Genomic DNA, 23,840 nt, shown 5'->3' with positions numbered 1-23,840 from the left:
CCCCTACAATCCCCGCGGGCCCGCGAACGTATTTGTAATTCGTCCGGCCGGGTGCGTTCGTCGAGCGGCCTTCGCCTCAGGCTCGAGCGCAGAAACGGCGCCAGACGTCGCGGTAGATCGACTCGAGGTTGCGGGCGAAGCGCGGGCCGTCCATGAGCGGCGACCGCTTCATGCGATCGCGCAGCGTTCGGCGAAGCTCGCCCAGGTGCTCGAGGTCCTCGGCGAGCGAGCAGGCGACCCGAACGTATTGCTCCGGAGTCGTCGCGATGAGCTCCGGCAGGCCCAGGTTCATCGCCTGGCAGACGCCGGCGCGGCCGACCACGGTCTCACCTGCGAGGGTCACCATCGGTACGCCCATCCACAGCGCGTCCAGGCTCGTGGTATGGCCGTTGGAAGGAAAGGTATCGAGACAGACGTCGATCTCGCGGTACCTTCGCAGGTAGTCGAGCCGCCCGCACCGATCGACGAACTCGATCCGATCGAGCTGGACGCCTCCTTCCGCGAGGATCGAGCGCACCCGGTCCCGCGCCCTTCCCTGAGGCGCCATGAGCGTGAGCCGCGACCTGGGCACCGCGGCCAGAACCCTCGCCCAGACGCGAAGCACCCCTTCATTCACTTTCCTGAAGTGGTTCAGGCAGCCGAAGGTGACTCTCCCCTCCGTGAGAGCGGGGAGAGAGCTCACGTCGGGGACGTCGGTGAGCGGGTCGTAACACCAGAAGGAGTCGGGGAGCCGGATGGTCTCCTCCGAGTAGACGTCCGTGTTTGCGTCGAGGGGATCGAGGAAGGGATCGGACAGGCGATAGTCCATCGATTCGAGGCCCGTCGTCCCGGGGTACGCCAGCCAGCACACCTGAACGGGCGCGGGCCGGCGGGCGAAGACCAGGACGCGGCGGTCGGTCATGTGCATGGTGAGATCGACAAGGATATCGATCTGATCGCGTCGAACGACCTCGGACAGGGCAGCGTCGTCCAGGGCGGCGACCTCGCGAAAGACATCGGCGTATCCGCGGATGCGCTCGGTCAGGTTATCCGGCCTGTCCGCGCTCGAGTAGCAAAAGATCTCGAACTGCCGGTGATCATGGTTCTGGAACAGGGGGATCGTGAAGAGAGACTGGACGTGGGTTCGGAAGTCGGGTGACACGTAACCGATGCGGAGCCGCCGGTCGGGGGAGCGATCGATTTTGTGTTGGGGAGCCTGCGCGGCGAGGGGGCGGGCATGCCGGGCATTCCACGCACGCGCCTCGGCGAGGATGTCGCTCTCGGTGACGTTCGGCCAAAACGGCATGTTGAAGAGAAGAGCGCTGTGAGCAGCGGGATCGTCGGGACACAGGGCGACGGCTTCGCGGTACATCGCCTGGGAGTCGTCGAGGAGCCCCGACTCGCCGAGCGCGGTGGCGAGGTACTCCCGAGCGACATGGAAGTTTCGGTCGATCTCGAGCGCTCGACGCAGATCGTCGATCGCCTCGTCGAAGCGGCCGGCGTCCGCGTGAATCGCGCCGAGCGCAGTGTACGCGTTCGCCATCCGCGGATTCAGCCGCAGCGCCACGCGGTACCAGACCGCGGCGTCGTCCGGCCGGCCGCCGAGGCGCAGCGTCTCGCCGAGGGCCGCCAGGGCGTCGGACGCGCTCAAGCTCGATTCGGGGCTGCGCGCCGCTGCCGGACCGACCCCGGCGGCAGACCCGTCCCGTTTGCCCTTCAGGCTCGCGAGGCGCTCACCCGCCTGCAATAAACCGGGTTCGAGATCGCGGGCGCGCTCGTAGCACGCCGCCGCCGCATCGAGGTCCCCTTGCTCCTCGAACGTGAGAGCGAGGTTGAACACCGCCTCGGCGAAGTCGGGCTTTCGAGCGACGGCCATGAGCAGCACGGCGGCCGCCTGGGGTCTCCGGCCGAGACAGCGGTATACGTCGCCGAGATGCGACAGGTAGAGGGCGTTGTTCGGGGCGACGCGGACGGCTCGCTCGAGGAGCCCGCCAGCCTCCGCGAGCCGACCGGCTTGGACGGCGAGCACGCTGAGGAGAAACAGCGCATCGCCATGCCCGGGCGCTTGCTCGAGCACGCCGCGATAGAGGAGCTCTGCTCGATCGACTTGCCCGGCTCGATGAAACTGCACTGCCAAATCGAAGAGCGAAGCGGCGGTCACGGGGAGCTCCTTGTCGGAGGAGTGCGAGTCGTCGCTGCGAAGGATGGCTGCGCCCGGGCGCTGGGCGCAAGGCGGTTTGTAGTTCAACCAGCGCGTCCAGCATGGCTGTACGATGGGACGGCCACTCCGAGGCGCTTGACATCCGGATCGCGTCTGGATTTCCTCCCCCCGACGCGGCTCGTGCCGGACCCAGCCAAGCAGCCGAGCACGGGCGCAGCGCGACGCGCGGCGACGAGCCCTGCTGAGATGGTGCGACGAGGAGCAACGACGCGATGCGCACGACCCCGGCTATCTGGTAACCTGGTCACGCGTGGTTTTGAGAGGCGCTCTTGGACACGTGAGACCGGCTGGAGCGCACAAGGCACGAATGTCAATCGACGCGTACAGCAGGGCTGTACACGAGCATGGGCCCCACGAACCGCTTGATTTTCGGCTCGCGTTTGCTCATTCTATCCGTACAAGAGGACGTTTCTCGCCTCGCGCAGCTCTTGCCCACGGGCGACGCGGTCAGAGATCGCACGTCGCCTCTGCAATCCGAAGCTCGAAGCCTTTTGCTTCGATCCAACGGGAACGAGAGCTAAACCTTCTCTCTCACCATCCTCGTCGTGAACCATGAAACTTCGAATCTCAAGCTTCATCGCGGTAGCATTCGTCGCCGTCCTGTCACCGCTTCCAGGCTGCTCCGACGACCCTGACGATACCGGCGCTGGAGGCGCCGGCGGCACGGATGCCAGCAGCACGAGCGCCAGTGTGTCTACCTCGAGCGCGGTCGGGTCCGGCGGTTCGGGCGGGGCTGGCTCGACCAGCGCGAGCACCGGTGGCGACGGCGGCTCGACCGGCAGCGGCAGCGAGATCGAACCGACCTTCGAGACGCTGCAGTTCGTCATACAAAACGCCTGTTTCGGGGCGGGTTGCCATAACGACGACATGAACCCCCTGAACTTGATGCTCGACGAAGAGCTTCACACGAGGGTGAGCTCTCACACAACCAAGAATTGCGGCGATCTCATCAATCCCGGTAATCCGGAAGAGAGCGGGCTCATCAAGATCCTGAAGGGGCCGTGCGGCGCAACTCCGCGAATGCCCCTTGAATGCGTGAACGAGGGGGATTCCAAGTGCATACCCCCCGACTACATCCAGGCGCTCACGCAATGGATCGCCGACGGCGCTCAGGAGTAGCAGTGCCTGGCGAGTAGCCGCCGACGGGTTGCGGCGCCTACAGGCGCAGCGTGAAGGAAGCCGCCTCCGACGGCAGCTTCCTTCACCGCGCGTGACGCGTCTCCGCACACGTGCGCCCTGGGTTGCACGCGCGCAGGCGCCGGCTGCTCTTCGGAAACGCCTCGTGTCAGGGTTAGCCGAGCGGCTCATGGGATGGTCTACTGCTTTGCCATCGCGCCTGCCGGATATGCGGCTTGATCAGCTCCGGGCGTTTCCACGGTGTTCGTCTCGAAGGCCCAGCTGCCGCCCGGCGGCACCTGGACTGCGCCGCTGGCGATCGCTACGCCGAGCGGACGCCCGACGCGAGTAACCGAGAAGACCGTGGCGGAGGGATCGCTCACCGCGACGTCGAGTCCGTTGAAGAGCGTGCCCGCGTACGCCGTGCCGGCGCCACCCGTCACGGCCTTCACGTCGCTGATGGTGAGGCCATCGATGGGAACGACGTCGAGGGCAAAGTAGGGGCACCGGTAGACGACGTATCCCACGTCTTCGATCACGATGTCCGAGGGCAGATCCGTCACCGCGGTCATGGTCACGTCACCTGGACCCACGCACGCGGCGATCGCGTCCGAGCCGTCCGTGACTCGATAGAAATGCTGAGTCAGCAGCCCGTTGATCCCGGATGCCAGGGACTGCTGGGCCTTGTTGTAGAGCTCGACGGAGAGGGCAGCGCTGCAAGCAGGGGTATCCCCGTCGTTCCTCAAGGCGGCGTAGAGCTCGGTGTTGGTCGGCCCTCTGCGAAGAGTCAGCGCGATCACGTTGAGCACGCCGTTTCCGCCGGGGAGCGCCATGATCGTGAGGTCTTCCGGGACAACGAGCGCGTCGTCACCAGCGTCCCCGCCCCCGCCTGCACCTTCGCTCACCTCGCTCGAGCAGGCCAGCGGGAGGAGCAACGCAGCCGGGATGAGGAGACGCTTCGCCAGCATGAACATGAGAAGAGATGTCCAGCTTATCGCCGTCCGCCGTCGTCGGGCAGAACAAAGTCGCGACATGAGCCACGCCACATAGAGCGGCAATTTTTCGATGCCCGTGGTCACCGACGGCACACAAACGCAAAGACCCCTTCGGGAAGAAGGGGTCTTTGGACCCGAGCTCGTCGGGGTGCTCAGGGCCTGGCTCCGAGCGTGCTCAGGCCTTGAGCTCCGTGAACCCGCCCGGATTCTTGATCGAGGCGCCGGCGACCGCTCCCTTGCCGCCGATGAACTCTTCCGTCTTGTCGGAATAGCCGAACTTGGTCACCTCCGCGGAGCCACCCTTCGCAGGGAAGCCGTCCGCGCCCGCCTTCACGCCCATGGCGTTCATGATGTTGCAGAAGTACTTGTTGATCGGCGCGTTGCCGACCTTCGCATCGGTCCCGGTGCCCTGGTTGATACCGTTGACCTGGCCGGACCCGTTGGCGCACTGCGACAGGCTGTTGCCCTGCGTCGGGGTCGACGAGGGGTCGACGTTGATGATCTGACCCTGCTTGAAGTACCCGCCGCCGCTGCCGGCCTGAATGATCGGAGCGTTGTTGAGGTTGTGCGCATTACCGTCCGACATCTCGTTGAACCAGATGGCGACGCTGGTGTCGAGGACCGTCTGCCCATTCCCCTGGGGAATGCTGTCGAGCATTCCGACGAGCTTCGCGAACTTCTGCGCGTAATACGTGTCCACCTTGACGAGCCACTCGAGCGCGTTGGGCAGGCAGCTGCCCGTCATGCCTGCATTGTCGAGGCGGTGCGAGAGGGAGTGCGACTCCATGGTGATGCCGAGCCCCTTGAAATTGTAATTTCCCGGGTACTTCAGGAAAATGACGGGGTTGGCGTTGCAGGCGGCCGCGAGCGCCGCGATGGCCGAATAGACATCCGCTCCATCCAGATCGCCGGAGACCTTGGTCGTGAGGACGTCGACGCCCAGGCCACCGCCCGCCGCCTTGGAGGCGTTCGCGGACGTCGCACCGAGCATCACGCCGAGCTCCTCGCTGCACTGCGCGGAAGCCACGACGGTACCTGTCTGGTTGAGGAGCTCCTTCCAGGCTGCGAGCTTGCGCTTGTCGGCCTGGCTCATATCGAACCGCTCGAGCGTCTGCAGATCATCCTTGACGAGGTCGAGGATGCTCTTGCCGCGGAGCGTCGCGTAGGTGTCCGGATTCATCGGCTGCCCCGCCTGGAAGAGACCCGTGAGGCTGCTGAATGCCTGCGACGCGTTGAGGCCCCTGTAGATGGTCTCGGCGGCGGAGTAGGAGATCGCCGACTGAGCGTTGTCGTTCTGGCCAGCCGTGGCCATGAGCAGCGGCGTGCCCTGCGGGCTGAGCTGCTGGGCCATGACGTGATCCAGCGAAGGACCGACAGGCTTCGCGTTGAACTTCGTCGCCTGGTTGAAGCTGAACGGGTCGTTGCTGTTCGGCGTGACCGGCTGGCAGGTGAAGAACGACCCCACGATCTGCGTGTGGGAGTCGTTCCCCTGTCCACGCTTCATGTTGGAGGTCCACTCGTTCATCGAGCGGATGCCGCGCGGCATGAGGAGCTTCTTCGCGTAGGGAGCGAGGGCCGCGAGGCTCGTCGACTCGAGATCGGCGGCCGTCAGCTCACCCTGGGTCTTCGTGGGGAACCACTTGTTCGTGACGCACCCGTAGTGGGTGAACATCACGATGAACGCCTTCCCACCGGAAGCGCTCTGGGCCTTGGCGTCGCGCTCCCACACGGAGCTGAGGAACGGCGCAGCCAGGGCGGCTCCGCCCAGGCCACGAAGGAAGATTCTGCGGTTCAGTTGCTTGCTCATGGTCAAGTTTCCTCAGCTTTCACGGCGTTTCGCGGACGCGCACGCGGAAGGAATCCGCTTGAGTGAGATCGGCCAGCAGGTTGAGGATGCTGTAGCCACCCTCAGACAGCTTGGTGTCGATCTGGTCGACGACGCACTTATCTTTCCCGTTCGGATCCCGCCCAAAGGCGTACGAGACCCACGCCTCGGCGTAGAGCTGCTTGGCCTTCTTGAGCTGAGCGATCTCCTGCATGAGCTGCAACGGAGAGGAGATCTCCTTCACATTACCGTCGCCGAAGTCGATGGTGTTCGTCGTGACGCTCGCGTCGATCGCACCACCGAGCGGATCGGTCGTCTGCAACTTTCCGATGCCGTCGAAGCCCTCCATCACGAATCCCGGCGGATTGATGATCGAGTGGCAGCCGTTGCAGGTCGCAGGCTCCGTCAGCTTCTCGACGCGCGCGCGCTGCGTCGCGAAGTCGCCCTGAACCGTCTGCATGGTGGCGCCGGGGATGGGCGGCCCCGGATTGACACCGAGCAGGTACACCGAGATGAACGCGCCGCGCAGGATCGGGCTCGTGGCGTCGTAGCCCGCGTAGGAGCTCAAGAACCCGACGCGCGTCAGGAAGCCCGGCCGCACGTTGGCGTCCAGCTCCACCTTGGTCAGCTCGGTGCCGTAGCTCGCAGGATCGAGCCCGTAGATCGCCGCGTTGTCCTTGTTGACGAAGGCGACATTGCTGAGGAGGAGGTCGTCGAACGAACCGCCCTCGAACGCGACGTCCTCGAAGAAGGAGTCGAGCTCCGCCTGCCAGCTGGGCTTGGCGGCGTCGGAGTACAGCGGATACGTCTCGGTGTCGTGATCCATCTTCCACCAGTGGGCGTTTCCGTTGTTCATCTGCGCCCAGTTGCGGTGGAACGACGTCACGAGCGGCCCGGTCTTCTCGCGCACGGCGATCATTCGCTGCGCCTGGGCCAGAATCTGCTCCTTGGTCTGGAGCTCGTTGTTGTCCGCCGCCGCGCTCAGCACCTCATCCGGAGCGGAGCCCCAGAGCAGGTACGAAAGCTTCGTCGCCACTTCGTAGCTGGACAGCTTGATGCCCTGACCCGACGCGTCCGGGTCGGTCGCCAGCTCGGGGAGCATGAGGAACGAGGGCGACACGAGGAAGCCGACCAGCGTTGCCTCGGCGACCTCGGCCGGCGTTCCTGCCGGCGTAATCTGGCCCAGCTTCTGGAATCGCGCCACCTCCAGATCGGTCAGCGGGCGACGGAACGCCTTGCGGCCGAAGGTCTTGATGGTCTGCTCCAAGCAGCCGGCCGCCGAAGGGTCGCAGCTGATGAACTTGGATTTGTTCGGCCCAGCCATCACTGCCTTGGCGATCTTCTCGGCGACCTCTTGATAGAGGCGCCACGCGTCCGGGGTCATCGGGCCGTCGAAGTCGTCGACGAGCTGCTCGGACGGCAGCTTGCTGTCGACGGTGGTGACGCCAAGGAGATCCCGCACCGTGTTGTCGTACTGCCGGTTCAGGAGCCGCGGGATCTGGGTGGTCACCGGGATGCCGGGGATGCAGACCTCGGGGGGACCGTTGTCGGGTTCGTCCGTGCCCCCCGAACCGGTGCTGCCGCTGCCGCTGCCGCCGGTGGTATTCCCGCCGCCGGTGACCTCATCCTCACCGGATGCGATCTCGCCAGTGCAGCCAGCGAGGAAGGTTAATGACGCCAAAAATGTTGTCGTACCAATGTACGATAGTTGACGCAACGTTCGCATGACCTCACTATTCCCGGTCCGCGCCGGAGTGATCATGGGAGCGGATCAAAAGTTATGGGTCGGCCCGGAGGTCGCCATCCGCTAGATCACGCGCGCCTGACCGACGGCTTCTCTTGGAGACGTGATAGTGAAACGCCGGCGTACGAGCGGCGCGCTGATGCCGCTTCGACCACGACGAGCTGCCCGAGAGGCGCGCGAACGCCGAGTTCCCTGCGGAACAGCGACGCCCGCGAGCCACTGTAGGGGCCGTCAGGCGCGTCATTGCGACGCGGCGCGGCGGCGTGATCGGAGCCATAAGCATGCTCTGCTCGGCCGCTTCGGCGAGCGCGGCCGCCACGGAGTGGAGAGACCTCACGAATCCAGTAGCTCCCCAAATGTGCAACCATGGCATTCTGAGCCTCATTCGTGGACAACGCGCCGCATCACCGGACGTGAGGGCCACCACGCCAATCGGGTCATCTGCGGTCAGGGCGGTCATTTCTGGCCCGGATAGCCGGGTTGGCTCGCGACGTCGTCGACGCGGTTCATGGGAAGGGCGCGGATGCAATCGAAGTCCTTGGTCGTCATCGGGGCTGTCGCTCTTGCCCTCTCTCTCGCATGCTCGGGGAGCGCCCTCGATGATGGGGCGAGCACTGCCGGCAGCGGCGGGGATACTGCCAGTGGCGGCTCGTCGGGGAGCGGTGGAGTCCGCCTGCCAGCCGGCGAAACCGCGAGCAGCGGAGGCGTGGGCGGCGGCGAGGCGGGAGCTGGCTCGAGCGGCTCGGGGACGGGCGGGGGCGGAAAAGACGGGGACCCCGGCGGGGGCCTGCATTTCGTGCCGGAGGGCTTGTCCAGCACCGAGATGGACGAGGAAGGAGCCGGGCTCAAGCTGGTTGCCTTCACCCTGGTGCAGGGGGCGACGGGTCCCGAGCTCTACGCCGCTGTCAGAAACGACGGAGAGAGCCCGTCCTGCGACGCCGGCCTGATGTTTTATTTCATCGACAAGGCCGATCAGCTCGTGACGACCTGGGGCGGTAGCTTGCTCAGCGGCCGGCTCTATCGGATAGACGACGGCTCTGGCGTGATGATTCCCTGCATCGCTCCGGGCGAGATTGCGATGACTGGATCAACGGATCTCCCCGGCGAGCTCGTGATAGAGGAGCTCGGGTATCTGCAGCACAGGTTTCCGGCCTTCACCGTGGACGTGGTCCCTGTCGATGCCGTCACCGCCAGCGAGGTGAAGACCGTCCGCAGGGGCGCCGGGAGCGCCTACACGGGCACGCTCGAGAACCGACTCGATGTGGCCGTGAGTGACCCCAAGATAACGGTATTCCCGGTGAATCGCGTCGGACGGCCGCTGGGCATGGCGACGAGCAGCGCGGCTGACGACATTCCGCCCGGCGGGACCTGGAGCTTCGAGACGACACCTGTGGACGACGTCGGCGTCGATCACGTCGCCTATCCGACGGTCTCGGTTCCTCCGTGAAGCGGGGTGCAGGTTCGTGGGGTCCGGGCGCAGCCGCTGGGCAGGCGAGCGAGACGCAGGAAATACGCCGCTGCGAGCCGAACGACGCGGATGATCCCGTGGGGCGCGTCGGACCCGATGGCAGAGAGGCTCGGCGTGCCCCGTGGCCTTCGACTCCGCCGCGACGCTGCCCTCGCCTCCCGCCCGGTCGCGCGCTCGCCTACAGTCTTCCACCGAGCGCGCCGATCCCACCCCCGGCCCGAGGCGACCCAGTGAGCCCGATCTTCTCCCTCTGCGACGGCTTCCAGCTCGACCTCTCCGACTACGCGCGCACCGGGCTGCGCGTCGGCATCTGGGCCTCCTCCGGCCGGGGCAAGAGCTTCGGCGTCGGGGTGCTCTGCGAGGAGCTGCTCGCGGCCGGCATCCCCATCGTCGCGATCGATCCCGAGGGGGAGCTCTACACGCTGCGCGAGCGGTTCCGCGTCCTCGTCCTCGGCGGCGCCCACGCGGACCTGCCGCTGCCCTCCGGCGAGCGCGCGGCGGAGACCGCGCTCGCGAGGGTGCTCGACGAAGGGCTCGGCCTCATCGTCGATCTGTCGGATCAACCGACGAACCGCTCCCAGCAAGAGGCCGCGCTCCCGTTCCTCGAGCGGCTTTGGGTCCTCCTGTCGGAGCGCCGCGCCCCGGCGGCCCTCGTGATCGAGGAGGTGCACGTCTTCGCGCCTCAATCGGGGGCGTCGCTCACCTCCGAACTCCTGCACCGGTTCGCCAAGCAGGGCCGCAAGCGCGGCGTCCTCCTCGTCGTCGCCAGCCAGCGCACACAGGCGGTCTCGAAGGAGCTCATGAGCCAGCTCAACTTCCCCGCCATCGGCGGCTTCGAGATCGAGCGCGACTACGACGCAGTGAAGGCGCTCGTGGACGGGCACACGTTCGAGGAGTTCCGCGCGCTCCCGGCCGGCGAGTTCTTCCTGCCCGCCGCCGGGCGATTCGAGCGCTGGCGCGCCCGCCACACCGCCCACGGCGGCGAGGCGCCGAGCTGGACCGGCGAGCCCGGCGGCCCGCCGCGCGTCGCGGACGCCACGCTGAGCACGCTCATCGACGAGCTGCGCGAGGCGCTCGCGGCCGAGAGCGCGAGCCAGCACGGCCCGGATCCGAGCGCCGCGCTGCGGGCCGAGATCCGCCGCCTCCAGCAGCAGCTCGCCCGGGCCGACGAGGCGCGCAGAGCCGCCGAGGCCGAGGCCGAGCGGCTGCGCACCGCGCTCCAGGTGGCCGGCGTCGTCAAGGTGGTGATCCAGAGCGAGATCGTGGCGCGCGTCGGCCATGACGGGGTCGCGCAGGCGCCGGCGGCTGCCGCTCCGCGCGCCCCCGCGGCTGCCGCTCCGCGCGCCCCCGCGGCTCCCGCGCTCGGCGCGCCCGTGGACCGCGTCCTCGGGGCGCCCGCGCTGCCGCCCGCTGCGGCGTCGGGCGGCGCGGCCGTGAAGATCATCGCGAAGCCGGCCGCTCCGTCGCTCCGGGATCTCGCGATGCCGGCGAACACGATGCTCGAGGTGCGCGGCGTCAAGCAGATGGTGAGCGCCGCGAGGAGCCACGCGCGGCGCCGATCCCCCCGGTCCGTGCCGCACGTCGCCCTGGCCGCGAAGCTGCTCGCCCGCGGCGCGGCGCTGACCGCGGAGGAGCTCGCCGCCCGCGGCGGCTCGCGCAGCCAGGTCGAGATCCGGCGCGCCGCGCACGCGCTTGCCGCGCTCACGCGCGCGGGCTTCGCCTCGCTCCAGGGCGGCCGTCACGCGCTCAACGAGGCGGCCGTTCTCCGCGCGATCCAGAGCGGCTGACGAGAGGCGGCTCCGAGGCGAGCCCTGACGGGGTCGCCCATGCGCTCGCGGCGCGCAGCTCGATCTGCGCTAGCAGTAGGAAACGAAGATCAGGCGGATCGTCGCGAGCGTCCCGAGCACGAACAGCCCTGCATAGAAGATCGTCCGCTTGCGCCGCAGCTGCTCGGCGCTGAGCCCGGTAGACGCGGGCTCCTCCCCAGGCGCCACCTCCCCGCCATTGTGCACCGCCGGCGCCGCGATCGGCTCGCTGCCTACGGGCGGCGTGTTCGCTCCAGGCGGCCTGCTCGCGATGGGCGGCGTGCTCGCGACGGGCGGCCTGCTCGCTCCGGGCGGCCTGCTCGCTCCGGGCGGCCTGCTCGCTCCGGGCGGCCTGCTCATCGTGGAAGCCACGCCGTCTGCAGACTCGACCGCGCCCAGCCCTCGCTGGAGCTCCCCCTCCGGCGTCGTCGACATCGCGTGCAGGAGCGGGCGCTGCGGCACGTCGTCCGGGCCGTCGAAATCGAGGTACTGCACCGAGAGCGAGCCCATCGCGGCGCCGAGAGGGAGCGGGGCATCGCTCCGGCCCGCCGCAGGCACGCTGCGCCGTCCATCGGGCGATGACGGGCGGACCGACCCACGGTCAGCGGAGGTGGTCGCGACCGCCGGCGCCTTTCGCCCGACGCCCGGCGAGCTCTGTCTCGGCGCGCTCTCCGGAGGGAGCGACGGTGAGGCGCGGTAACCGGCGCCGCTCAGCGAGCCCGTCCTCGCGATGTAAGCCTCGACGTGCTCCTTCAGCTCGCTCCGGGCGTCTTGCTCGGCGCCGTGGCCCATCTCGCGGAGCACTTGCTCCAGATCGCCGGCCAGCTTGCCCGCGCTGGCGGTCCGCTTGTCGACGGAGAACTCGGTCGCCGCGTCGAGCGCAGCCGAGAGCCGCGCGCTCAGGTCGGGCAGGAGCTCGCGCGCGCGGGGGATCGGCATCGACGCGACGCCCATGATCAGCTGCCGCTGCGTCTCGGCCTTGCGCACCCGGCTGCCGAGCAGCGCCTCCAGGAGCGTGATTCCCAGGGAGAACACGTCCGCGCGCCCGTCGAACGGCTCCCCGCGCGCCTGCTCCGGAGGCATGTACGGGAGCTTCCCCTTGAACACGCTGCTGTCGGACTGCTCGTCCGCGAGGCCCGGTATCCGCGCGACCCCGAAGTCGGTCAGGCAAACACGGCCGTCCCGCCCGATCAGGATGTTGGACGGCGAGACGTCGCGGTGGACGACCGCGTAGCTCTGCCCTTCGTCCTCGCACAGGCCGTGCACCGCCTCGAGCGCCCTCGCCATCTCCCGGCCGATGTACGCCACGGCGCGCGGCGAGAACGCGCCCGCCTTCTTGAGCACGCGATCGAGGGCGGGGCCGTCGATGTAGTCGAGCGCGAGGTACACCGAGCCCTCGAATTCCCCGAACTCGACGAGCCGGACGACGTTCGGGTGATCGAGCCGCGCGATCACCAGCGCCTCGGCGAAGAACGACTCCCTCGCGCTCTCGCCGAGCCCTGGCCTCGGGACCAGCCGCTTCAGCGCGACGTGGCGCCGGGCGTCGGGAGGCCCCTCCTCGGCGAGCCATACCTCCCCCATCCCGCCCTTGCCCAGCATCCGGATGAGCCGGTACTTGCCGGCGAACAGCTCCGGCGGCGGATCGGACTCGGCGTTCTTGCGGCGCGGGCGGGAGGCGGGCATCTCGTGGTGTGCAGCGCTCGATCTCGACTCCGTCGAGGCTAGCCCTCCTGCTCGGGGTGGAGAGGGTGCAAGCAAGGCATGCCCGATCCTACCGCCGCCCGCGCGCCGCCGGAATCACCGCGTCGATGCCCGGCGCAGATACAGCCTGCGTGGACTGGGTCCCGCCTCACCGAGAGGGCGCGGCTCACTCCTCGCTCACTCCTGCGTGTGCTCCTCGCGGATGGGCTCCCGCATGGTCGTCGCCGGGAACCACTCGAAGAAGCGGTGGATGAGCTGGCGCCGCTCGGGCTCGATGTACTCGAACACGGCGCCCCGGTCGTTGATCTCCCAGAACTCGTTGCTCGTCACGGCCAGGAGCTCCGCGCGGATGGAGCGCAGCCTGTCGGGCCGCTCGTCGCGCATGTCGCGGTAGATCTTCCGCGCGAGCCCCTCCTCGCCCTTCTGCAGGTAGTACGTGGCGAGCTTGACCTGCGCCTTGCGGACGCCGCGGAGCGACGGCTCCTGCTGATCGAGCTCCGCTTCCTTGTCCACTTCGAGGAAGAGCTGGAGCAGCTCGTCCCGGGCAGGTGCGTGCAGGTCGTACGCGCGCTCGTTGACCACGCAGAGATCGAACGCGACGGTCTCGGTGAGGAACGCGAGCCCCATCGCGTGCGCCGTCTGCGCGTAGTACTTGAAATGACGCGCGATCTCGAGGACCTCATCCCCCCAGCCCGCCTTGAGCAGCTCCTCCGCGAGGTAGCGGTACTGGTTCAGGCTGTTGTAGGCCGCGGCGATGTCCTTCGCGTTGAGCGACCTGCGCATGTAGGTGTTGAAGAACTTCACCACGACCGCGACGGCCGCCCGGTCTCCAGCGGCGATGGCGGTCTGCCCGATGTAGCGCGTGTCGATGGCGATGCGCGTGATGAGGTCGGGCATCGCCGTGAGCGCCTCGCGATAGACCATCAAGAACTGGCGGAGCGCCTTGTACTCGAGCCAGGTCCGCGCGGTCGACAGCTTGCCGAGCGCCTCGGCGTTCATGCTCACGAAGTCGGTGTCCTTCGCGAGGCGATCGCGGATCTGGAACCAGCGCGCGTCGAGCGTCGCCTTGTGGGGCAGGTACGCGACGACGAGCTCCGACAGCGAGTCGATCGTCTTCGACGCGATCCCCTTGTCCTTCTGGTCGATCGCGTTGAGCGCCACGTCGGCGAGCTGCTCCAGCGACGAGAGCGCCGTCACCCGCCGCTCGTCGACCTCGCCGTCGCTCTCCCCGCCCTCGGGGCGCAGCGCCTGCTCGACGCCGCTCGTCTTGATCCGCCGTACCACGTTGTCGGGCTCGACGAAGTCGAACACGTACCCGAAGTACGGCGCCATCATGAGCAGGCTCGCGGTGAGCAGCGCCATCGTGACGAGGACGCCGTAGGCGGGGACGAAGACGTCCTCGGTCGGGCCGCCCCCGCCGACGCGGATCGAGAAGTTGACCCAGAGCGAGAACACCGCGCTGACGACGAAGAAGCCCATCACGACCATGTTCGTCCGGTCGCGGAAGAACATCTCGGTGATCCGCGGCGTGTAGCGGTTCGCGGCGAGCTGCACGATGATCGACGCGACCGTGATGACGATGCCGAGGATGGCGGCGATGACCTCGCCGATGCCGCTCATGATGTGCTCGGCGTCGCCCGGCGACATGCGCGCGAACACCTCCCAGAGCGAGAGGTGCGCGTTCTCGAGCCGCGCGACGTCGAGTAAATGGACGACGGCGAGGGTCGCGACGCTGACGCCCAGGAGATACGACATCGGCCGCAGCCAGATGCGGGCCACGGTCGCGCCCCTGCGACGCTTTCCATCGGCGTCGTCTGCGGTCCGATCCGGTCTCATCAGGTGACCACCGCCTGGTCGACCTGCTTGCCGACCCGCCTGCCCACCCGCGCCACGCTGTCCCCCACGCACCTGCTCCACGCGTCCGCCACGCCAGGCGGCAGCCCGGCTATTTCTTCTCCGGGGGGCTGTCGAGATCTTCCGCGAGGTAGCTGAGGATCACCTCGTCGAGCGATTTCTCGCTGATCAGGTCCTCACCGAAGATCGATGCGCCTTCCGCCGGCCGGTTCGTCGCGAAGATGCTGGCCGGGCGCGAGGCCGCGTAGCGGCCGGAGCCAGGGCCACCCGAGAAATGCTCGACCGCGACCTGGGGCGCGGGCGGCGCGACGGGCTGCTCGGGATGGACGTTGCTGTAGACCCCGGCGCCGGAGGCCGCGGACTCCGCCCGCCGCCCGATCACCGACGCAGGCGGCGGCGGGAGGTCCTGGATCTGCTGAAAGAACGGCGTCTGTGCCTCGGCTGCGGCGCGCTCCAGCGCGTCGAGATCGAGATCGATGGACGGTTCGGGCTTGATCTCTGGGGGCGACGCCGGGCGTACGGCCCTGCCGGCGAGCGGGCTGGCCGCGCGCCCGCTGCCGAGCGCCTGGAGCGCGACGGGATCGAGCTCGAGCCGGGGGCGCCCGCTGGCCGAAGCGGGCGCCGGCTCGGCCGCCGGGGGGCGCGGCGCTGCGGCGACGGGCGCGGCCGCTGGCCTCGCGGGCTGCGCGGCGGGCCTGGGCGCCGGCGTGGGCGCGGCTGCCGGCTTCGGGCGCGGCGACGCCTCAGGCACGACGGGCGGCACCACGGGCTGCGCGAGGGGCCGGGAAGGCGGGGGCGGCTTCGGCGCGCCCGTCACCTCGGGCGACGACGGCGACGACGCCCGCGCGGGCTTGCTCGCCTCGGGGTGCGACGGGGCGGCGACGGCGCCCGCGGACACGGGCGGGGCGGCCGCGTCATCGAAGAGGTAGTCGAAGTGACCGTCGCGCAGGGCGATGAACATCGCCTTGTGCTGCTCCTTCATGAGGCCGCGAACCGTCTCCGCGAGCGAGGCCTGACCGACGTGCTCCGCGTACGAGGTCTTCGTGGTCTTGAGGATGCGCCCGCCGTCGGCGAAGAGGTGCGTGATGATGTGAGGATGGCGAATGCCCGAGTCCTCAGTCTGTATGTGGAACAACCGCCCCTTATGCCGGACGTTGTTGTTGAAGCCGAGCAAGGGCGACGGGGCTTTCACGACAGGCAATCCGAGGGTGGGGAGGTGAGGAGATCGCGCCAGCGGGGAGCGCTCGCCACGGCCGAGACTATCACAGCGCGGCGCGCCCGGAACGATTCGCAGCGCGCCGGCGTCCCTTCACGTTCCTCCGCCGCTCCTCCGCCGTTCCTCCGCGGTAGGGGAGCATGTCGGGGCTGGTCCTCCGCGGGCCGCACGCTGGTCGCGTCAGGGCAGACAGCGCTCCAGGTCGTCCGCAGTTCCCGCCTGGAGGGCGCACGCCACCTCCGCCTGCGTGAGGTCGGCCTCGCAGCGGACGAAGCCGCGCTCGCCGGCGGCCTCGCGCGCCATTGCGGTCCTCTCGGCCACCTGGGACGCAGCGGGCTCGGGGTTGGCCGCGCGCAGGACGAGCTCGACGTACCGATCGAGGAGCGCGGCGCACGCCTCGGCGGACGGGCGGGGAGCGGCGCGGCGGAGCGCGGCGCGCCCCACGAGGATACCGAACACCAGCAGGACGATCGCCAGGGTTGCCAGGACATCGGCGCGGGTCGCGGGGCGCGTCACTCCAGGCACTTATCGACCTGCTCCGGGGTCGTTGCCTGCCGGACGCACACCATCGCAGCGTCCGTGATGCGGCGCCCGACGCACCTGTCGATGAGCTCCTTGCCGCGGGCGTCCCGCACCGCCGCCGTGCGCTCCTCGACGATCTTCGGATCGACGACGTTCTGCGCCCGGAGCTCGATCTCGGCGCTCCTCCGGAAGATCGCCTCGCACTCGTCGCGGCTCGCCGGGTGCCCGCACCCGGCCAGAAGCAGAAGGCCGGCGAGCAAGGCCAAGCATGGCGCGGGCCAGGAGGGGATGGGGAGGACCCAACCCAGGTTGAGGACCCGACCCAGGTTGAGGACCCGACCCAGGTTGAGGACCCGACCCAGGTTGAGGACCCGACCCAGGTTGAGGACCCGACCCAGGTTGAGGACCCGACCCAGGTTGAGGACCCGACCCAGGTTGCCGGAGACCGTGGAGACGGAATACCGCCTCCTTTGAAGGGAAGTTGAGCCAGGACGGCGACGCATGGCCGCGACGATGGCGCCACGCTCGATGGGGCGCAACAAGGTCCAGCCGAAGCCGACGGCCCACGGTGGCGCACGACCAACCCCAGCCGGCAACTCGCCGTCGTCCACGACCAGCCGCCCGCCCGCCACCTGGCCCGAGTCAAGATGGAAACGTCGCGTATTGCTGGAACGCGTGTGCAGGTCTGTTAGGATTGCTTTCTGTGCGCAAGGCGAGCGAGCACGGTGACAGCGTGGGCGGCGCTCGATCCGTCCGTACAGGCTCCGGGGGTACGCGGCGACGCACGAAAGCGACGGCGCCGTCCGTTGCGGGCAGCGGGAATGACGCTGGCCCCAATGTTCCACGAGAGAAACGGCCCAGCAATGCGCCGCGACGGCGCGCGCCCGCGGCGGCGCTGACCGCGGAGGAGATGTTGCGGCGCGCGCTGGGCGCGGCGACCCCGCGGTCGCGCGCGCTCTGGGCGCGGCGGGGCCTGTCGCTCCGGGGGCCGCTCGACCGGACGACGCAGGCCATGCTGCTGCGGCAGCTCTACCTCGCGTATTTCGAGACACGCCGCTTCGAGCGGGCAGCCGAGGTGGCGGAGCAGATCCTGGCGCTCGGCGTGCTGAGCGACGTCGCCCACCAGGACGCGGCGCGCGCGAAGCAGGCCCTCGGGGACATCGAGGGGGCCGTCGGGCACCTCCGGCTGGCGGCGCGCACGGGGCCGGCGAGCCGGAGGGCGTTCCACTGGTGGACGCTGGGCAGCGTGTATCACCTGGCGCGCCGGTACGACGAGGCGATCGGGGCGCTCACGCGCGCGGCGCGCTGGGGCACGCGGGACAAGCCGCTCTACCAGGGCCACCTCGCCGTCGTGCAGTGCGAGAGCGGCAAGGTGGTGGAGGGGCTCGGTGCGCTGATCGATCGGCTCTCGGAGGTGCCGGCAGGCCAGGGTTACGGCCGGTTCGTGCTCGGGCAGATGGCCTACTTCGACCATCGCTGGGACGAGGCCAAGAAATACCTGGAAGCCTTCGTCCAGCGGAGCACCTCGGGGAGGGCCGCGGTCGCGATCGCGCTCGGCGCGGAGATCGAGGCGGCGCGCCGGACGCTCGCGTCCCTCGCGGAGCGCTGATGCCGGCCTGAACGGACGGCGGCGCGCCGCACGACCCCGATCGCTTTGCTATAGAACCTTCGTGATGACCGCTTCGACTCGTTTCAAGGCAAGCGCCGGCGCCGCGCCGGCGGGTGTCCGACGTGGCGCGCGCGGCGCGCTCGGACCCGCGCTCCCGGCGCTGGTCGCGCTCGCCACGCTCGCGTCCCCGGCGCTCGCGCTGGCCGATGATCAGCGCGACCTGTTCACCCGCGGTCTGGAGGCCGGCCCGCTCTTCGCCGCGCTCGCCGCGCTCGGGGGCGGGCTGCTCACGTGCCTGACCCCCTGCGTGTACCCGATGATCGCCATCACGGTGAGCATCTTCGGGGCGCGGGAGGCGAAGTCCCGGCGCGAGGCGATGCTGCTCTCGACGAGCTTCGTGCTCGGGATCGTCGTGCTCTTCACGACGATGCTCGTGGTCGCGGCGCTCACGGGCAGCCTGTTCGGCGGCGTGCTCTCGAACAGGTGGGTCATCGTCGGCATCGCGGCGGTGTTCATCGCGCTCTCGCTCTCCATGTTCGGCGCGTTCGAGATGACGCTGCCAGACACCCTGATGCAGCGGCTCTCGCAGGTCGGGGGCATCGGCTACGGCGGCGCCTTCCTGCTCGGTCTGGTGAGCGGCCTCGTCGCCGCGCCGTGCACCGGGCCCGTCCTCACCGGCATCATCCTCTGGATCGGGAAGACCCAGAACGTCGGCCTCGGCGCGCTGGTCGGCGCCACCTTCTCCCTCGGGCTCGGCCTGCCGTTCTGGCTCGTCGGCGCGTTCGCGTTCGCGCTGCCGAAGGGCGGCAAGTGGATGCTGGGGGTGAAGTCGTTCTTCGGGATCGTGATGATGGTCGTCGCGCTCTATTTCCTGAAGACGACCTTCCCGGCGCTGTCGTCGCTCGCGCAGCCCACGCCGCAGTTCATGGCCGTCATGGCGGGCCTCGTCGCGGTCGGCCTCGCGCTCGGCGCGGTGCACCTCTCCTGGGACGACGGCGGCGCCGGCGTGAAGGCCCGCAAGGGGGTCGGGATCGCGCTCACGGTGGCCAGCAGCTTCCTGCTCATCGCGAGCCTGGATCTGCCGAAGCTCGCCTCGCCCGTCCCGTCGGCGGTGGCCGGCGAGGCCGCGTCGCCGCAGCTCACGTGGCTGCACGAGGAGCCGGTGGCCGTCTCCAAGGCGAAGGCGGAAGGACGCCCGCTGCTCGTGGACTTCACCGCGGAGTGGTGCGGCGCCTGCAAGCAGCTCGCGAAGGAGACCTTCTCGGATCCTCGTGTCATGGCCAAGGCGGCGCACTTCGTCGCGGTGAAGGTCGACGCGACGGACGACGAGGATCCGCAGATCGACGCGGTGAAGGGCAAGTACAAGGTCGTCGGCCTGCCCACGGTGGTGCTGTACGACTCCACCGGCGCCGAGCGGAAGCGCTTCAACGACTTCGTCGGCCCGGACGTGTTCCTGGCCGCGATCGAAGGCATCCAGTAGCGCGCTGCGCCCGGCAGCAGCGCGCCGCACACGCCGTCGGCATGGCCCAGGAGGACCGAACGCCGCGAGGATGGAGCGACGGGCGCCGCGCCCCTCGCGGCCAGGCCGCCATGAACATCCGCACCTTCCTGCTCGCCGCCCTCGCGCTCTGCGCCCTGCTCGTCGCAGGCTGCGGCGCTGCGGGGCCCACCACCGGGACCGTGGTGTTCGGGGTGACGAGCGAGCTCCGCGCAGGCGCCGACATCGACCTGCTGCGCGTCGTCCTGCGGGCCGACGGAGACGTCGTCCACGAGGACGCGCTGGCGCAGAAGAACGGGCAGCTGTTCTTCCCGCGGGAGTTCTTCTTCAGCGATCTCGAGGACGGCGCGGCCGTGGAGATCTCCCTGGAGGCGTTCGGACCGGAGGACGCCGAGAGGCCGCTGCTCACCCGCACCGCGTCGACCCGGGTGATCGGCGGCCGCACGCTGCTGCTCCGGGTGCGCCTCGAGCGGGAGTGCGTCGTCGCGCCCGGGGCGGCCACGTGCCCGGCGCCGCAGACCTGCGTGGCCGGCGGCTGCAGCGCTCCCGACGTGGATCCCCGGCAGCTCGAGCCCTACACCACCTCGTGGAACGCGGACGCCGAGCCGGACCTCTGCAAGCCGGCCGCAGGGGGGGAGCCGATCGTCCTCGTCGGGGAGGGGCAGGCCGACTACTTCCCGCTCGATGACCTCGACGAGGTCCAAGTGGAGGCTGGGCCGCAAGGCGGCTACCACATCTTCGTCGCCATCCGGCTCAAGAACCTCCGCCGGTCCGGCTCGCTCACCGTGGTGAACGGCCTCGTGCCCGAGCTCGGCTATGCGATCGAGCCGCTCGAGGTCATCTTCACCCTGGATCCCGACGAAGGCGGCTTCTGCAAGCTCGCCGGGCTGCGGTTCCGGCTGGATGGCGAGCGGAAGATCGAGGAGCTGCTCGGGAAGGTCGTGGAGGTCGAGGTGACGGTGACCGATCCCGACGGAGACGCCGGTACCGGCAGGCGCGCGGTGACCCTCTCGCAGACCATCCTGTAGCGCGCGGGCGCCCTGCGCGGGCGGAGGCACGCGGGCTCACTCGCGCGCAGCGCGCCAGCGCGTCATCCAGCCGCCGGTGAGCAGGTCGAGGGTCGCCTCCGCTTCGAGCGCCGCGAGCGTCGCGGTGCGGTGCTCCTCGGGGCTCTGGCCCGGATCGGCCGCGAGCGCGACGGCGCGCTGCCACGCGAAGAGCAGCTCGAGCACGCGCGCCGTGAGCTTCGTCTGCAGCTCGGCGCGCTCGCGGCGGAGGCGCTCCAGGGCGATCTCCTCGTCGGCGAAGACGATCCGGTCGAGCCGCCACGTCGCGCGCGCCTCGAGCCACAGGCTCGTGCCGCCGGACGCCGTCCTTCGCGTCGGATCGTACTCCGTGGGGGCCAGGCTCTCGGCTTCATCGACGAGCCGCGAGACGCGGAGCCGGAGCTCCGGGAAGAGCGACGACGTCCGCGCGCGCGACGCGATCGCGTCGATGCGCGCCTCGGGATCGAGGAGGCGGGATCGCCGCAGCGCCGCCTCGACGATCGCGCGGGCCATCGCTGGCGTGACCCGGACCGGCAGCGGGAGCGGCGGCTCGGCCTCGGCTGGCTGCGCGGGCGGAGGTGTCTCCGGGAGCTCGCTCTCCGGCGCCGCCCGTGGCGGGCTCGGGGTCACGGGGGCAGGCTTCAGCCGAGGCGCCGCGGGTTCGGCGACGGCGGACGGCGGAGGCGGCGCGCCAGAGCGGGTGGATAGCCGCTCGAGGGGGATGCTCGCGAGCAGCATGCCGGTGAGGGAGCGCTGGCCGCCTTCGCGCCGAGCGATCCCGAGCTCCACCGCGAGCCAGAGCGGCTGCGCGCTGCCCGGGGGCGCAGCCCAGAGCTCGTGGGGCGCGGTGTCGAGGCGGTCCACGCGCGGGTCGAGCGCCGTGGGCTCGTCGTCGAGGGGGAGCTCCGCGCGTGCGCGCGGCGTGATGAGCAGAGCGCAGGCAAGCGCGCCGAGGAGGAGGAGAGCGGAGCTTGCGATGGATCGGTGGTTCGGGTGCACGCGAGAAGGGTCGACCGCCGCGCGTCGCGAGTTGCGTTCGACGGGTCGACCGGCTCGCTCAGCGGCCCCGGGATGGCGGGCGCGCCGGGGTGGTGAAGCTCCGCCAGAGCTCCGCTCCACCGCCCAGGGATCGGCCCCGATCGGCGCCAAGGCGCGGCCCGCCGCCCGGGGAGAAGCCCCGCTCCGCGCTTGCGCGCCGGAGCGCCTCGCTGGCGTGAGGTCCCGCACTCCCGCCGCTTCCTCGGAGCAGCTCGCTCGAACCGCCGCGGGTCGCCGCGACCGCCTGCGCGATCGCCTCGGGCGTCGGCGCCGTTCCCGACGGGAAGCGGGCTGGTCCCTCGCTCGCCGCGCCGCGGGTCGCCGCGACCGCCTGCGCGATCGCCTCGGGCGTCGGCGCCGTTCCCGAGGCGAAGCGCGCCGGCGCCTGGTCGGGCGACGGGAGCGTCGGCTCCGCGACGAGCGTCGCGCTGCGCCCAGGCGCGACCGCCTCGAGGCCGCGAGGCGCGGCCGCTCGGACAGCCTCGGCGGCCACGTCGCTGGTCGCGGCCGGCGCAGCGGGCTCGACGTCGCTGCTCGTGACGACCGCCGCCGCAGCCGCCTCGATCTCCACGTCATCGCTGGCGACCTGCGCGCTCGACGCCGGCAGCGCCGTGGTCACCGAGCCTCCGCTCGCGCCGATCACGGCGACAGGCTCGCCGTGCTCTCCGCTGGCACCTGGAATCGACAGGGACGCCGTCCCCGCGGCGATCGCGTCAAGCGCCGGGGATACCGCATCGCCGACGTCGCCCTCGATGTCCCGCTCCGCGACGTTCATCGACGCACTGGGGCTGCCCGGCGGGATCTCACCTGTCAGTTCCGACGCAGAGGCCGGACGCTCCTCCGAGGTCTCACCCGTCGGCGCCGCCACAGAGGCAGGAGGCTCCTCCGAGGCCTCACCCGTCAGCGCCGGCACAGAGGCCGGAGGCTCCTCCGAGGACGGCCTCGGCGAAGCCGGCAACGCGCGTGGCACAGCGACCTCGAGGCCGACCGCGAAAGGCTCGAACACCTCGCCGGCGAGCCAGCCCGTGCACATTCGGAGGTTCGCGCCGGACGGGATGTCGCGCACGAACATGTCGCCGAAGAGCGCGTCGATGGCGAGATCCCGCTGCTCGACCACGGGCCGCTCCCAGCTCGGCATCACCGCGACGACGCGGATGGCGAGCTGCCCTTCCGGGCGACGCGCCCGCGCTCGCGCGAGCGTCCTGGGTCGCACTTCCCAGTAGAGGTAGATTGTCTCGTGATCGACCGCGATACCGACGATCTCGTCGACGTCATACCGCGCCGGGAGCTCCGCGCGCTCGTCTCGCAAGGCCGCCGCAAGACCCAGCGCCACCCCTGGGGCGACGGGCGACGCCGGCGCTTCGACACCGGCAGGCGAGGGATCTGGCGGTAGCTGCACCGGAACGTCGCCAGGCGCTCCGGCAACGGGCCCGGGCTGCCCCTGGTGCTCGCTCGCGATCGCGGCCCCGCGAGGCTCGGTCGCGCCATCGTCCCGCGCGAACGGAGCAGGGGAAGCCTCCGCGGCGGCGCTGTCCGCATCCTTCGCGGCTGCGTCCGCATCCTTCGCGGCTGCGTCCGCATCCTCCGCGGCTGCGTCCGCATCCGCATCCTCCGCGTCCGCATCATCCTCCGCGTCCGCGTCCGCATCCTCCGCGTCCGCGTCCGCATCCTCCGCGTCCGCATCCTCCGCGTCGACGCCCGTCGCTTCCGCGCCTGCCCCCTGCCCACGCGGCGCGCTCTCGATGAGCCTCTCCCGGAGCCGCCGCGCATCCTCGTCCTCCGGCGCTCGCGCGAGGATCTCGTCGAGCACCGCGATGGCGCGGTCCGTGTGCCCCTGGGACGCATAGATCTCGGCGAGCGTCGTGGTGGACCGCGGCGGCGGCGGCGGGGGGGGCGGCGGCCACTGCTCCGGCGGCGCCTCGCCGCGCAGCGCGCGCGCGGTCTCCGGCATGTGCAAGCCCCGCTCGACCACGCGCGAGAGCAGATCGCGCGCCCGCCCGAGGAAGCCGCGGAGGCGGGCCCGCTCCGGCTCGCTCTGCGCGGTGCGCGCCACGATCTCGTCGATGAGCTCGACCTTCGTGAGCAGGCGCGGCCGCGGCACCCCGAGCCCCTCGGCGCGCGCTATCAGCTCCTCCCGCGTCAGCCCGTCGAGCTCCCGGCGCTCCATCGCCGCCGACGCTACCACATCCGACGCTCGCTCACC

17 protein-coding genes are annotated in these 23,840 nt (G+C 70.1%); 6 read left to right on the top strand and 11 right to left on the bottom strand.

From position 1 onward, the window contains the following. Positions 1–76: 76 nt before the first annotated feature. A complete protein-coding gene (locus WMF19_RS41165; protein ID WP_437895369.1) occupies positions 77–2,140 on the bottom strand; it encodes an O-linked N-acetylglucosamine transferase family protein in 2,064 nt (687 codons plus the stop codon). Between the two features lie 612 nt (positions 2,141–2,752). Here WMF19_RS41165 and WMF19_RS41160 point away from each other — a divergent pair. Continuing rightward, positions 2,753–3,319 carry a hypothetical protein gene (locus tag WMF19_RS41160; protein ID WP_437895368.1) on the top strand — a complete coding sequence of 189 codons (567 nt, stop codon included), beginning with the start codon at positions 2,753–2,755 and terminating at the stop codon, positions 3,317–3,319. Positions 3,320–3,516: 197 nt separating this feature from the next. Here the strand turns inward: WMF19_RS41160 and WMF19_RS41155 are convergent, their stop codons facing one another. From WMF19_RS41155 to WMF19_RS41145, 3 genes are all read right to left on the bottom strand, one after another. Further along, positions 3,517–4,284: a hypothetical protein gene (locus WMF19_RS41155; RefSeq protein ID WP_437895367.1), complete on the bottom strand. Its 768-nt coding sequence runs from the start codon at positions 4,282–4,284 to the stop codon at positions 3,517–3,519. Between the two features lie 202 nt (positions 4,285–4,486). Then, positions 4,487–6,118 (bottom strand): DUF1552 domain-containing protein, encoded by a 1,632-nt coding sequence (locus tag WMF19_RS41150; protein WP_437895366.1) that lies wholly within the window; start codon positions 6,116–6,118, stop codon positions 4,487–4,489. Positions 6,119–6,137: 19 nt separating this feature from the next. Continuing rightward, on the bottom strand, positions 6,138–7,898 hold the full coding sequence (locus WMF19_RS41145; protein WP_437895365.1) for a DUF1592 domain-containing protein: 1,761 nt from the start codon (positions 7,896–7,898) through the stop codon (positions 6,138–6,140). A 505-nt stretch (positions 7,899–8,403) separates the two neighbouring features. Between WMF19_RS41145 and WMF19_RS41140 the strand changes: the two genes are divergently transcribed. Both WMF19_RS41140 and WMF19_RS41135 read left to right on the top strand, forming a co-directional pair. Then, positions 8,404–9,327 (top strand): FxLYD domain-containing protein, encoded by a 924-nt coding sequence (locus WMF19_RS41140; protein ID WP_437895364.1) that lies wholly within the window; start codon positions 8,404–8,406, stop codon positions 9,325–9,327. Between the two features lie 251 nt (positions 9,328–9,578). Further along, entirely contained in the window at positions 9,579–11,135 is a 1,557-nt protein-coding gene (locus WMF19_RS41135; protein WP_437895363.1) for a helicase HerA domain-containing protein, read from the top strand. Positions 11,136–11,204: 69 nt separating this feature from the next. On the opposite strand, the gene WMF19_RS41130 is transcribed toward WMF19_RS41135, so the two are convergent. From WMF19_RS41130 to WMF19_RS41110, 5 genes are all read right to left on the bottom strand, one after another. Then, positions 11,205–12,836: a serine/threonine protein kinase gene (locus WMF19_RS41130; protein ID WP_437895362.1), complete on the bottom strand. Its 1,632-nt coding sequence runs from the start codon at positions 12,834–12,836 to the stop codon at positions 11,205–11,207. A 195-nt stretch (positions 12,837–13,031) separates the two neighbouring features. Beyond that, a complete protein-coding gene (locus tag WMF19_RS41125; RefSeq protein WP_437895361.1) occupies positions 13,032–14,690 on the bottom strand; it encodes a DUF2254 family protein in 1,659 nt (552 codons plus the stop codon). A gap of 109 nt (positions 14,691–14,799) precedes the next feature. After that, entirely contained in the window at positions 14,800–15,900 is a 1,101-nt protein-coding gene (locus tag WMF19_RS41120; protein WP_437895360.1) for a hypothetical protein, read from the bottom strand. A gap of 204 nt (positions 15,901–16,104) precedes the next feature. Further along, positions 16,105–16,440, bottom strand: a complete 336-nt coding sequence (locus WMF19_RS41115) for a hypothetical protein (protein WP_272104391.1) — start codon at positions 16,438–16,440, stop codon at positions 16,105–16,107. After that, positions 16,437–16,949 (bottom strand): hypothetical protein, encoded by a 513-nt coding sequence (locus WMF19_RS41110; protein WP_437895359.1) that lies wholly within the window; start codon positions 16,947–16,949, stop codon positions 16,437–16,439. The genes WMF19_RS41115 and WMF19_RS41110 overlap by 4 nt, the downstream gene beginning before the upstream one ends. A gap of 407 nt (positions 16,950–17,356) precedes the next feature. On the opposite strand from WMF19_RS41110, the gene WMF19_RS41105 reads away from it, so the two are divergent. The 3 genes from WMF19_RS41105 (at position 17,357) to WMF19_RS41095 (ending at position 20,581) form a co-directional block, all read left to right on the top strand. Next, positions 17,357–18,055: a tetratricopeptide repeat protein gene (locus tag WMF19_RS41105; RefSeq protein WP_437895358.1), complete on the top strand. Its 699-nt coding sequence runs from the start codon at positions 17,357–17,359 to the stop codon at positions 18,053–18,055. A gap of 64 nt (positions 18,056–18,119) precedes the next feature. Beyond that, on the top strand, positions 18,120–19,535 hold the full coding sequence (locus WMF19_RS41100) for a protein-disulfide reductase DsbD family protein (protein ID WP_272104386.1): 1,416 nt from the start codon (positions 18,120–18,122) through the stop codon (positions 19,533–19,535). Positions 19,536–19,645: 110 nt separating this feature from the next. Further along, positions 19,646–20,581, top strand: a complete 936-nt coding sequence (locus tag WMF19_RS41095) for a hypothetical protein (protein ID WP_437895357.1) — start codon at positions 19,646–19,648, stop codon at positions 20,579–20,581. Positions 20,582–20,617: 36 nt separating this feature from the next. On the opposite strand, the gene WMF19_RS41090 is transcribed toward WMF19_RS41095, so the two are convergent. Together WMF19_RS41090 and WMF19_RS41085 are read right to left on the bottom strand one after the other, a co-directional pair. Further along, positions 20,618–21,598 (bottom strand): hypothetical protein, encoded by a 981-nt coding sequence (locus WMF19_RS41090; protein WP_437895356.1) that lies wholly within the window; start codon positions 21,596–21,598, stop codon positions 20,618–20,620. A 58-nt stretch (positions 21,599–21,656) separates the two neighbouring features. Further along, entirely contained in the window at positions 21,657–23,822 is a 2,166-nt protein-coding gene (locus WMF19_RS41085) for a tetratricopeptide repeat protein (RefSeq protein WP_437895355.1), read from the bottom strand. Positions 23,823–23,840: the final 18 nt, after the last annotated feature.

The organism is Sorangium sp. So ce124, from assembly GCF_051525235.1.
Classification (GTDB): domain Bacteria; phylum Myxococcota_A; class Polyangia; order Polyangiales; family Polyangiaceae; genus Sorangium; species Sorangium atrum.
Note: the sequence above shows the minus strand (reverse complement) of the source record. Positions and strands in the feature narration are given on the sequence as shown.